Source organism: Methylobacterium sp. 37f, assembly GCF_023093475.1.
Lineage (GTDB): Bacteria > Pseudomonadota > Alphaproteobacteria > Rhizobiales > Beijerinckiaceae > Methylobacterium.
In genome coordinates, this window is the sequence record NZ_JAGHKN010000004.1 from 185,106 (window position 1) to 196,753 (window position 11,648).

Sequence of the window (11,648 nt, forward strand, 5' to 3'; positions counted from 1 at the left end):
GTCCGACGCACGCACGCGTCCTGGCATCGCTCCACCTGCGAAAGACGATGTCACGCTCGGCCTGGTTTTCAAAGGCTCGTGGCTCTGGCTTGCTCCGGGTGCGGCCTTCATCGGCGCCCGTCCCGCGGACGTTGTGGGCGTTGTGCCGTTCGAGGGTCTTCCTTGGCCGACCCGGTGGGCCTACGGAGCGAATTTCACTTTGACCCAGATGCCCGTCGCGGCCGTGCTCTTCGATCTCCACGCGCTGCTGCGCCAGTTGGCGGTCGGGACGGTCTTTGCGGCCGGACAGGTTCTACGCCTGCGTCGCATGGCGATCTGCCTCCTGGCTTATGCCGTCGCTCCGATCGGCGGACAGGCTCTGATCCGGCTCGCCGGGGGTGGAGTCGATCTCGCGTGGTTCCGCACCTCCTCGATGCACGCTCTTCTGCTCGCCGTCCTTCTGATCGTTCTGGCCGAACTCATACGGGCCGGTCAGGCGATCCAGGACGACCGGGACGGGTTCGTCTGATGCCGATCGTGATGCGCCTCGACGTGATGCTCGCGCGACGCAAGCGGAAGTCGAAGGATCTCGCCCGCGCCGTCGGAATCACGGAGGCGAACCTGTCGCTTCTGAAATCGGGCAAGGTTCAGGGTGTGCGCTTCGCGACCCTGGAAGCGATCTGCCGTGAACTCGACTGTCAGCCGGGCGATCTGCTCGAATACGTGAACGACGGCGAAAACGCCCAGAGCCGCGCCGGCTGACGATCCGATCCTCGATCTCGAACCGACCTGCCTTCACGGTGCAGGAGCGGAGACCTGTGCCCATGTACAAATCCTCAGGTGTTCGGCGCGCGCTCGTGATCGGTCTCGCCGCCGGGCTGCTGACTGCCTGTCTCCCGCCGCCGTCGCAGGTCAGTCGGGTTGCGGTGGTCTGGCCGGACGGCGGGACCTCGGTCACGCTGCCGATGGAGCGGGCGTCCGGACGCTGGCTCGTACCGGTCGCCTTTCGGAGACCGGATGGGAGCGAACGGCGCCTGCTCGCTTGGCTCAACATGGGTGCGGCCGCTCCGATCCTGTCTCAGGATCTCTATCGCGCGTTGGGCCTCGCCGAGGGCCACGATCTTCTGATGGACATCGGTGGCGTCAGCGTCACGGTCGAGGCAGGGTCGGTGAAAGATGGCCCGGGCAGCGTCGACGGACAGGATCTCTTCGGTCTCCTGTTCGCACCTCGCACCGTCGAGGCCGTTCTGCCGGCTGGAGTGCTTCAGCACTTTGCCGTCACCATCGATCCAAAGACCGCATCCCTGACGCTGGCGCGATCCGGTGCATCGCGGAGCCGCGGCGTACCGGTTCCGGTCCGGACCAATCCCACGACGGGGATCACCGTGGTGGAGGCGCAGGTCGGCGACCAACGCATTCCGCTCGTTCTCGATGTCGGCGCGCCCTATACATGGCTGCGTGGACGGACCGTTGCCGGGTGGCTTCTTCAGCATCCGGAGTGGCGCCGTGCCGACGGCGCGGTCGGGCGCGCCAACCTGGCGATGGCGGATCTGGCTCTCGAACGCGCTGGCACAATCATTCGCCTGCCGGGCATCGACGTCGGGGGAGTGATGTTCCGGGATGTCGGGGCTTTGGGCACGGGCCCGCTCGGTGGCGCCATCGGCGACGCTGCGCTCGGCGAGATCTTCTGGGACACTTGGCAAGTGGATGCGGGCGAGCCGGTGACCGGCTGGCTGGGCAACAACGTTCTCGACACCGTGCGGCTGACGCTCGACTACGCGGCCGGCACAAGCTTCTGGGAGCGGCTGGGCAGCGCCGATCCGGGCGATCTCGACGGTGTTGGCCTGACGCTGGTGCGACGCGATGCAGGCTATGCCATCGCGGCCGTCGCGACGAGGGACGGGCATCCCCTCGTATCCGGCGTCGAAGTGGGAGACCGATTGCTGCAGGTCGACGGGTATCCGCTCGATGGCCTCGCACCCGATGCCGTGCGGGCGAAACTGTCGGCGCGTCCGGGCGAGCGACGCCGCCTGCAGCTTGACCGTGCCGGAACATCCGTCACCGTCGCGACGGAAGGAACGCGCTTCTGACGATGGCGCACTTGCCGGTGCGGTGCGCGTTGGACCGCGTACGCCTTCAAGCCGGGCATCGTTCGATGCGCCCCCGTCCGGGCCTCTTCATCGTTGAGTTCGCACGGAAGACGGGAGGCATCGACGAACAGACAGGACAAGGATCGGCGTGAACAGCCCGGCCCAGGCCTCAGACATCCGCAGCCAGCCAGGGCGCCGGTTGCGTCGGCAAGCCCCGGCGTAGACAAGGCGGTCCCGGTGTCGCGCGCGACCCGCAACGGACCCCTTCATGCCGGCCCCACGCCCCGCCGATTTCCCCGATGGCTCGCGCTTCGCCTCGATTGCCGCCGCCATCACCTGCGTGGCGGTGGTGGGCATCGGGCTCAGCCTGACGATCCCGCTGCTTTCCCTCGAGATGGAGCGCATGGGCGCCTCCGGCACCCTGATCGGGATCAACACCGCCGTGGCGGGGCTCGCCGCCATCGTCACCGTGCCGTTCGTACCGCGCCTGGCGGCCCGGCTCGGCGTTCTGCGCCTCCTCGTCGGCGCCATCGTGCTCGGCGCGCTCTGCCTCGTCGCCTTCAAGCTGCTCCAGGGCATCGGCTGGTGGTTCGTGTTGCGCTTCGTGTTCTCGATGAGTCTCGGCGCCCTGTTCGTGCTCTCCGAGTTCTGGATCAATGCGGCGGCGCCGCCGGAGCGGCGTGGGCTGGTGATGGGCATCTACGCCACGGTTCTGGCCCTCGGCTTCGCGGTCGGGCCGATCCTGCTGACACTCCTCGGCACGCAAGGATACGCGCCTTACTTCGGGGGCGCCTTGCTGTTCCTCGTCGCCCTGGTCCCGCTCCTGCTGGCGCGGGGGCTGTCGCCGGTGATCGGGCACGGAGCATCGCGACCGTTCCTCGCCTATCTGCGCCTCGCCCCCGCCGCCACCGTCGCGGCCCTGGTCTACGGAGCGGTCGAGACCGGCGGATTCGCGATCCTGCCGCTCTACGGCCTGCGCCTCGGCTACGAGGCCGAGACCGCGGCCGGACTGGTCAGCGCGCTCGCCCTGGGCAACGTGCTGTTCCAGATCCCCTTCGGCTGGCTTGCCGACCGGGTCGACCGCCGCCTCGTCCTCCTCATGGCCGGGCTCGGCGGAGCCCTCGGGTCGATGCTGATTCCCCTCGCGTCGACCTGGTTTCCGGCCCTCCTCGTGCTGCTGTTCCTGTGGGGCGGCATCGCCGGAACGCTCTATACGGTGGGCCTCGCCCATCTCGGCGCCACCGTGCAGGGGCCCGAACTGGCAGGCGCCAACGCCGCCTTCGTCGTCCTGTACAATGTCGGTCTGATGCTCGGTCCGCCGCTCATCGGCGGAGGCATGGACCTGATCCCGCCCCAGGGCTTCGCCTACAGCCTCTGCCTGCTGTTCCTGGGCTACGCGGTGGTCGTCGCCCTGCGCATCGTCCAGCATCCGACGCACGAGGCGCCTTGACGAATCCCGGCCGATGAGGCAATCACCCGCCGGTATTCAGCCGGCCACCGCCGGCCCTTTTGCGTTTCGCTGATGCGGAATGCCGCGATCACAGGAGCGCCGCGTCCATGGCCAAGGCCGTCACCGTTAAAGTCAAGCTGATCTCGACTGCCGACACGGGTTACTTCTACGTCACCAAGAAGAACTCCCGCACGCAGACCGAGAAGCTGTCGATGAAGAAGTACGACCCCGTCGTGCGCAAGCACGTCGACTTCAAGGAAACCAAGATCAAGTAAGCCCGCCGGCGCCTCGCGCCGCGCTGGGGTTCGGAAGGCCGCTTTTCCGCGAGGGGAGGCGGCCTTTTTCGTTCGGCGGTGGGAACGGCAAGACGCGCCGGTTGATGTACCGCGCGGTTCGGGCGATGGAGAGCCCTCGGTGCTCCCACCCGCAGGATGACTTCCATGGCTGACGATCTGGCCCGCACCTTCGATGTCGACCTGTTCGTCATCGGCGGAGGCTCCGGCGGCGTCCGGGCGGCACGGATCGCGGCCGGATACGGCGCCCGGGTCCAGCTCGCCGAGGAATACCGAGTCGGCGGCACCTGCGTGATCCGCGGCTGCGTGCCGAAGAAGCTCATGGTCTATGCCGGGCGTTTCGCCGACGAGTTCGAGGATGCCGCCGGCTTCGGCTGGTCGGTGTCCGAGCCGCGCTTCGATTGGTCGGTGCTGAAAGCACGCCGCGACGCGGAGGTGGCGCGGCTGGAGAGCATCTACGACGCCAATCTCGGTCGGGCCGGCGTCACCATCATCCCCGAACGGGCGGTGATCGAGGACGCCCACACCGTGCGGCTGGTCAGCTCGGACCGGCGCGTCACCGCCCGTTTCATCCTCGTCGCGGTCGGCGCGCATCCGGTCAAGGAGCCGCTGATCCCGGGCGCCGAACTCGCCATCACCTCCAACGAGGTGTTCGAGTTGGAGACCCTGCCCGAGCGCATCCTGGTGGTGGGCGGCGGCTACATCGCGGTCGAGTTCGCCGGTGTCTTCGCCCATCTCGGTGCACGCACGACCCTGCTGCATCGGGGCGACAAGCTCCTGAGGGGCTTCGACGAAGAGGTCCGCGACGCGCTCGGCGAGGCCTATGCCCGGCGCATGGACCTGCGCCTGAACCGGACCGTGGAGCGACTCGATCGAACCGAGACCGGCATCCGGGCCACCCTCGACGACGGCACGACCCTGGAGGTCGATCAGGTCCTGACCGCCACGGGACGGCGCCCGAACACCGCCGGCCTCGGTCTCGAGGCGGTCGGGATCCAGCCCGATGCGCGCGGTGCGATCCCGGTCGACGCCTTCTCGCAGACCTCCATTCCCTCGATCTATGCCGTCGGCGACGTCACCGACCGTGCGGCGCTGACACCCATCGCCATCCGCGAAGGCCACGCTTTCGCCGATACGGTGTTCGGCAACACGCCGTGGTGTGTCGACCACGGCCTCATCCCCACCGCCGTGTTCTCGACTCCGGAGATCGGAGTCGTCGGCCATAACGAGGATGTGGCGCGCGACCTCTACGGCACCGTCGATGTATACCGTTCGCGTTTTCGCCCGATGAAGGCGACCCTGTCCGGCCGCGATGAGCGCGTGCTGATGAAGGTGGTGGTCGATTGTGCCAGCGATCGGGTCGTCGGCGTCCACGTCCTCGGCCACGATGCCGGCGAGATCATCCAGGCCGTGGGCATCGCCGTCACCATGGGCGCCACCAAGGCGGATTTCGACCGCACCGTCGCGGTGCATCCGACCCTCGGCGAGGAACTCGTCACCATGCGCAGCCCCGCGGTGACCAAGCACCCCGTCGGCGTCGGCTAGATCCCGCCCTCAGCCGGGCGGCCACTTGAAATCGTCGGCCCGTCCCGGTTGCGCCAGGGGCGCCGCTCCGCGCACCAGGCTGCGCTCCACTGTTCCAGACGGGTCTCCGTCGCGTGGGCGGCCGCTGATCAAGGTTCCGCCCGGCGTCACCTCGGCGCGTCCGAGGGGCACCACCGGCCCCGCAAGGGGCTTCACCGGCAGAGCGGGAATCCCCGGCGGTTCGGGCAGGCTCGGCAGCATCGCGGTGATCTGACGGTCGATGGCTCCGGCATCGTCGAGCTTGACCGCCTCTCCTTCCAGGGGTGTCTGAGGCGCGGTCGCCACGGGGGCGGCGAGGGCAGGCGGCGCCGCCGCCGCCCCCGTCCCCATCATGCGCTTGAGCTCCACGTCGGCGAAATGCGCCATCTTGCGCGCGCCGGCCTTGGTGAAATGCACGCCGTCGGCGGTACGCAGCTTTGCCTCCTGGCCCTCGAGGTCGGGACCGGTGGCCGTGTAACGGTTGCGATCATCGACGAAGCCCGGCCAGATATCGACATAGGTCTGACCCGCCTTGGCGATGCGCTCACGGTAGATATCGTTGATCTCGGCGATGTCCTTCGTCAGTGCCTCGCTGCGCATGGGGGGCGCCCCGACCCAGATCAGCGGAATCCTTGCGTCGGTGAACACCTTGATCAGGGCATCGACGCGTTCGGAATAAACGGTTCGCCACCGGTCGTTCAGGGGATCGAGGGTCTGATCGCCCTCGCGGATCGGCTGGCGGTCGTTCGATCCCAGCATGACCACGGCATAGTTGGTCTTGGGATTGGCCTTGACGAAGTCCTCGGCCGCCTTCGGCCAATCCACCACATCCTTGCGCACCAAGCCGCTATCGGGTTTCGAGCGGTCGACCACGCCGATCTCCGTGTTGTCCTCGAACACGTTCGAGAGCCCGCTGCCGAGGTGGCTCGCCAGCGTGTCACCGAAAACGGCGATCCGGGTCGTCGGCTCGACCTTCGGCACGACCGGCTTCGGCTGTGCGACGACGGGGGCTGGGCGCGGTCGACGCCGAATCGCCCGTCCGTCGTCGCGACCGCCGCGCGGATCGTCCGCATAGCTGCGCCCGCGTGTTGGAGCCGGTCGGGCGCTCGGCACCGGGGGCGCGGCCTGGGCCGGCGCCGGGCGATCCTCCCAAGGCCAGTAGAACTGCCGCGGTGCTTCCTGCGGCGGCGGTGCGTAACGGCGGCTGGCCTGGCGCGCCCCGTAGCCGCTGTCGTCGCGATAATAGTCGCGCGGCCGCCGGCGCGGCGGCTCGTAGTCGCCACCACGCGGCGCATCATAGGAATCACCCCACTGGGCCTGCGCCGGCACAGGTCCGGCGAGAAACAGGGACAATCCCGAGAGGAAACACCAGGCCGTGCGGGAAGCCGGCAAGGTCATGGGGCGCCTCGAAATGCTGATCGGCGGAGCGATCGGTCCCGCTACCTTAGCGGAGGATGCCGGCGAGGTCTAAGGCCGGCCCGCGAGATGAGCGAGGAGCTTCGGCGTCGCATAGCCATCGGCCGGCAGACCTTCGGCGATCTGAGCCTGCCGCACCGCCTCGCGCAATTTCGGTCCGGCGCGCCCGTCAGCGTCGCCCGCATAGAGGCCGCGCTTGGCCAGGGCGGCCTGCAGGGCCTGCAGCCCCGCTTTGTCGAGGCGCCCCTCCTTCGTCGGCCACGCCCGCGCCAGGGCCGGCCCGCCCGACAGCCGATCGGCGAAGTGTCCCACCGCCAGAGCGTAGGAATCCGAAGTGTTGTAGGCGCGAATGACCTCGAAGTTGTCGGTGATCAGGAAAGCCGGTCCGGAAAGCCCCCCGGGGAGGAACAGGCTCGCCGGGCCGCCGCTCGGGAGAGGCTTTCCGTCCGTGCGCCGTATGCCCCGCCGGGCGAAATCCGAGAGGTCGCCGCGATAGCGCGCGAGATCGAAATCGGCGGGCAGGATGACCTCGTAACCCCAGGAGAGCGATGGATTCCAGCCCAGCGTCTTCAGATAGGCCGCGATCGAGGCGAGTGAGTCGCTTTCCGATGTCCAGATGTCGCGGCGGCCGTCGCCGTCGAAATCGACCGCGTGCGCGAGGAAGCTCGTCGGCAGGAACTGCGCCTGGCCCATTGCACCGGCCCAGGATCCCTTCATGCGATCCGGGGTGATGTCGCCACGCTCGAGGATCGTCAGGGCGGCAAGCAATTCATCGCGGAACAGGCTGCCGCGGAATTTGACCTCCGCCAAGGTCGACAAGGCACGGATGGTCGACATCGTGCCGGCAGTGGCGCCGAAATCCGACTCCACCCCCCAGAATGCCAGAACGATGGCGCGCGGTACGCCGTAACGGACCTCGATTTCCGCGAGCACGCGCGCCAGCTTGGCGGCCTGCGCCTGACCACGCGCAATCCGACCGGCCGACACGGCACCGACGAGATAGTCCCAGACCGGACGGCTGAACTCACCCTGCCGGCGCGTCCGAGCGACGACGTCCGGGTCCGGCCCCGAGATTCCGGCAAACGCTGCCGTGAAGGTCGCGGCGGAAATGCCCCGTGCCTCCGCGTCCGGCCGCAATGCGGCGATGAAGCTGCCGAATCCACCGGCGATCTCGCGAGCGGCGAAGGGCGGAGACACGCCTGCTCCCGCGGCGAGCACCGGACCTGCGCCGATCAGGCCCGCAAGGACGAAGGCTGACCAGCGCGTCACGTGCGATTGCGGCGCGTGAGGGCTTCTTCCCAAGCGAAGGCCTGACCGACGATCTCGTCGAGATCGTCGTATCGCGGCGTCCATCCGAGAGCCCGGATGCGCTCGGCCTCCGCCACGATCTGCGCCGGATCGCCGGGTCGGCGCGGCGACAGGCGGACCTCGAAGTCCCGCCCGGAAACGCGTTTGACCACCTCGATCACCTCGAGAACCGAGTAGCCCTGGCCATAGCCGCAATTCAGAGTCAGGCTCTCGCCGCCGGAGCGGAGGTGATCCAGGGCGACCCGATGCGCCTCGGCGAGGTCGGAGACCTGGATGTAGTCGCGCAGGCAGGAGCCGTCGCGCGTTGGATAGTCGGTCCCGTAGACATCGAGATGCGGGCGTTGCCCGAGGGCGGCCTGCGTGGCCACCTTGATCAGGTGCGTCGCGTTCGGAGTCGATTGCCCGGTCCGGCCGCGCGGGTCGGCGCCCGCGACGTTGAAGTAGCGGAGGATGACGTAGGAAAACCCATGCGCCTTGGCCGCATCGGCAATCATCCACTCGCTCATCAGCTTGGAGCGACCATAGGGATTGATCGGTGCCGGTATCAGGCTCTCCGGCACCGGGACGGTCTCCGGTTCGCCATAGACGGCGGCTGTCGACGAGAAGATCACGTGCTTGACGCCGCAACGGACAGCCGTCTCGATCAGCGCCCGGGTCTTCACCGTGTTCGCCAGATAATAGTGGAGCGGATCGGCAACCGAATCCGGCACTACGATCCGCGCAGCGAAGTGAGCGATGGCATCGATGCGATGCTGAAGGATGACCTCGGTGACAAGCGATTGATCGGCAATGTCGCCGACGACAAGCTTTACTTCAGGCGGAAGTGACCAATCGAAACCAGTCGACAGGTCGTCGAGAACCACAACCTCGTCGTGGCCGGCATCGAGCAGAGCCAGCACCATGTGACTGCCGATATATCCCGCTCCGCCTGTCACCAGAACCGCCATCACATCCTCTCCCCAATCATTTCACCGACGATATATCCGAAATCGAGCTTGTCGGTTATGTCCATTACGCCGGTTGCCCGATGACCTCCGTTAGCAGAGGTTGTGTTGCGCCATCGTCAAACCCTTCGAGGTTTTCCTCATCCTCCCTTGTTATCGGGTCCCGCTTGATGAAACCGATTCGCAAAGCCGTCCTGCCTGTTGCCGGCTTGGGCACCCGCTTCCTCCCGGCCACCAAGGCCGTCCCGAAGGAGATGCTCACCGTCGTCGATCGCCCGGTGGTCCAGCACGTCGTCGACGAGGCCCGCGAAGCGGGGATCGAGCACTTCATCTTCGTGACGGGGCGCGGCAAGGCGGTGATCGAGGACCATTTCGATGTGGCCTTCGAACTCGACCGGATGCTGCAGGAGCGCGGCAAGACGGAGGCCTACGAGTCTCTGAAGCGCGACCTGCCGGCCGCCGGCCAGACCAGCTTCACGCGCCAGCAGGCTCCCCTCGGCCTGGGCCATGCCGTCTGGTGCGCCCGTGAGATCGTGGGTGACGAGCCCTTCGCCGTTCTGCTGCCTGATATGCTGAGCCGAGGCTGCATGCAGCAGATGCTCTCCGCCTACGAGCGTCACGGCGGCAACGTCATCGCCGTCGAGGAGGTGAAGCCGGAGGAGACGCATCAGTACGGCATCGTGGGAGTCGGCCAGACCTTCGGTCAGACGTTCGAGATCAACGGGATGGTGGAGAAGCCGAAGGCCGGCACGGCCCCTTCGAACTTCATCATCTCCGGACGCTACATCCTTCAGCCCGAGATCTTCGATATCCTCTCCCATGGCGAGAAGGGCGCAGGCGGCGAGATCCAGCTGACCGACGCGATGATCAAGCTGGCACAGGATCAGGCCTTCTTCGGCATGCACTATCAGGGCAGGACGTACGACACCGGTTCGAAGCTCGGTTTCCTGACGGCGAACATCGCCTACGCACTGGAGCGGCCCGACCTTGCCGATGCTTTGAAGGTCGAGATCGCGCAGCTTCTCAGCGAGCACTGAACGCCCCACAGGGGGCTCGGCGAGCGCCTATGCGGCCGTAGCGCGCGGACGAAAATCTGCGTTGAACGCCGTACAATCTCCTTGCTATTTGTGCGGCGCACTTTAGATTGTGCGTTGCGGGACCGCGATGGCGTCGCGGTTCGGCAGCCCTTCTTGGGCGTTTCCTCCCTAGACTTCGGGCCGCTCTTCGGAGCGGCCTTTTTTTGTCCTATGCCGTTACTGCCGGGAACAGGGACAGACATGAAGCACGGGACGGGGGCAGAGAGCGCAGCCAGATTCTGGCCGCATCTCGCACGTTTCATATCTCTGGATGTACGCGTTGGGACCTGGGCACAGGCGAAAGGGCCTTGGGTCGCCGGAGCCTACGAATTTCTAAGGTTTGGCATCAAGCAGGGCTGGGCCTGCCTGTTTGGTGGCCTGCTCTGCGCCGCCGTGATCGGGAGCTATCTGTTCTATCCGCCCGATGCCGCCCTGAGCCGCTACGATGCGTTGACCCTCGCGGCCATCGCCATCCAGGCTAGCCTGCTCGCCTTGAAGATGGAGACCTGGGAAGAGGCGAAGATCATCGCCCTCTATCACGTCGTCGGCACGGTGATGGAGGTGTTCAAGACCAGCGTCGGATCTTGGATCTATCCCGAAGCAAGCGTCCTGCGGATCGCCGGTGTCCCGCTCTTTACGGGCTTCATGTATGCCAGTGTCGGGTCCTACATCGCGCGGGTCTGGCGCCTGTTCGACTTCCGCTTCGCCCATCATCCGCGTCTGTCCCTGACGCTACCCCTGGCCGGGGGGATCTATGTGAACTTCTTCAGCCACCATGTGATCTGGGACATGCGGATTGCGCTATTCTTGGCCACGGTGCTGCTTTTTGGACGGACGTGGGTGTATTTCAAGGTCTGGCAGGTCCACCGCCGGATGCCGCTGCTTCTAGGCTTCGGCCTTGTGGCAGTGTTCATCTGGATTGCGGAGAATATCGGCACCTACACCCGGGTCTGGCTCTATCCGAAGCAGGTGACCGGCTGGTCGCCCGTATCCTGGCAAAAGTTCGGGTCCTGGTTCCTGCTGATGATCGTCTCGTACGTCCTCGTGACACTCGTGAGCCGGCCGCGGCCATTTCGACAGCCGGCTCGCGCAGAGTGCGGCGCCGATCCGGCGCCGACGAACGAACGTCAGTTCAAGTAGGTGCGGATCCAGTTCGGCGAGAGAACCTCACCATCCTCGGTGATGATCCAGGGCTGCTTGGCCGGGTCGGACAGGGCACCGGCGGCGGCTTCGATCGCTTCGCGCAGGGTGCGGTAGCGGGCCGGCTGGGCGAGGGGAGCCGGAACCGGAGCCGTACGCCAGATCGTCAGATCGGCGGGACGTTCCAGGGCTTGGGTTTCCATTTTCGTATTCCTTCAATCGTGAGGGTGGTTCCCCGCGATACCGGGTGACCGGCTCAAGACCTTTACGGCCTCGAACCTGAACATTCGCTGCGGGACGTTCATCGGTATGAATGGAAGCATCTCTGAGGCGGCTTCGAGGCTATTTCAGACCACAATGAAATGTTCATTTCAGCCTGAACCCTGTCT

Annotated in this window: 12 protein-coding genes; 8 read left to right on the forward strand and 4 right to left on the reverse strand. The window is 66.6% G+C overall.

The window, feature by feature from the left end; translation table 11 throughout:
• The first annotated feature begins 142 nt into the window (after positions 1 to 142).
• From J7U37_RS04605 to gor, 6 genes are all read left to right on the forward strand, one after another.
• The gene (locus J7U37_RS04605) at positions 143 to 508 is read left to right on the forward strand and encodes a DUF2975 domain-containing protein (RefSeq protein WP_348772974.1); all 366 of its coding nucleotides are present in this window, start codon (positions 143 to 145) and stop codon (positions 506 to 508) included.
• Positions 508 to 741 (forward strand): helix-turn-helix transcriptional regulator, encoded by a 234-nt coding sequence (locus tag J7U37_RS04610; protein ID WP_056479297.1) that lies wholly within the window; start codon positions 508 to 510, stop codon positions 739 to 741. Before J7U37_RS04605 ends, J7U37_RS04610 begins: the two co-directional genes overlap by 1 nt.
• Positions 742 to 803: 62 nt before the next feature.
• Positions 804 to 2,069, forward strand: a complete 1,266-nt coding sequence (locus tag J7U37_RS04615) for a peptide-binding protein (protein ID WP_247634960.1) — start codon at positions 804 to 806, stop codon at positions 2,067 to 2,069.
• 268 nt (positions 2,070 to 2,337) lie between these two features.
• Positions 2,338 to 3,519, forward strand: coding sequence for an MFS transporter (locus J7U37_RS04620; protein ID WP_247634961.1), 1,182 nt, complete (start codon positions 2,338 to 2,340; stop codon positions 3,517 to 3,519).
• Between the two features lie 107 nt (positions 3,520 to 3,626).
• Entirely contained in the window at positions 3,627 to 3,794 is a 168-nt protein-coding gene (rpmG, locus tag J7U37_RS04625) for a 50S ribosomal protein L33 (protein WP_018044575.1), read from the forward strand.
• 165 nt (positions 3,795 to 3,959) lie between these two features.
• Positions 3,960 to 5,357: a glutathione-disulfide reductase gene (gene gor / locus J7U37_RS04630; RefSeq protein WP_247634962.1), complete on the forward strand. Its 1,398-nt coding sequence runs from the start codon at positions 3,960 to 3,962 to the stop codon at positions 5,355 to 5,357.
• A 9-nt stretch (positions 5,358 to 5,366) separates the two neighbouring features.
• Here gor and J7U37_RS04635 read toward each other — a convergent pair whose 3' ends face one another.
• From J7U37_RS04635 to galE, 3 genes are all read right to left on the reverse strand, one after another.
• Entirely contained in the window at positions 5,367 to 6,773 is a 1,407-nt protein-coding gene (locus tag J7U37_RS04635; RefSeq protein ID WP_247634963.1) for an SGNH family hydrolase, read from the reverse strand.
• A gap of 69 nt (positions 6,774 to 6,842) precedes the next feature.
• The gene (locus J7U37_RS04640) at positions 6,843 to 7,988 is read right to left on the reverse strand and encodes a lytic murein transglycosylase (RefSeq protein ID WP_247634964.1); all 1,146 of its coding nucleotides are present in this window, start codon (positions 7,986 to 7,988) and stop codon (positions 6,843 to 6,845) included.
• 68 nt (positions 7,989 to 8,056) lie between these two features.
• Entirely contained in the window at positions 8,057 to 9,046 is a 990-nt protein-coding gene (gene galE, locus J7U37_RS04645) for a UDP-glucose 4-epimerase GalE (protein WP_056479309.1), read from the reverse strand.
• 167 nt (positions 9,047 to 9,213) lie between these two features.
• Between galE and galU the strand changes: the two genes are divergently transcribed.
• Together galU and J7U37_RS04655 are read left to right on the forward strand one after the other, a co-directional pair.
• Entirely contained in the window at positions 9,214 to 10,080 is an 867-nt protein-coding gene (gene galU, locus J7U37_RS04650; RefSeq protein WP_056189657.1) for a UTP--glucose-1-phosphate uridylyltransferase GalU, read from the forward strand.
• A gap of 240 nt (positions 10,081 to 10,320) precedes the next feature.
• On the forward strand, positions 10,321 to 11,259 hold the full coding sequence (locus J7U37_RS04655; RefSeq protein ID WP_056189136.1) for a DUF817 domain-containing protein: 939 nt from the start codon (positions 10,321 to 10,323) through the stop codon (positions 11,257 to 11,259).
• Here the strand turns inward: J7U37_RS04655 and J7U37_RS04660 are convergent.
• Positions 11,247 to 11,462, reverse strand: a complete 216-nt coding sequence (locus tag J7U37_RS04660) for a hypothetical protein (RefSeq protein ID WP_055953370.1) — start codon at positions 11,460 to 11,462, stop codon at positions 11,247 to 11,249. The two genes, J7U37_RS04655 and J7U37_RS04660, sit on opposite strands and share 13 nt — an antisense overlap.
• Positions 11,463 to 11,648 lie beyond the last annotated feature (186 nt).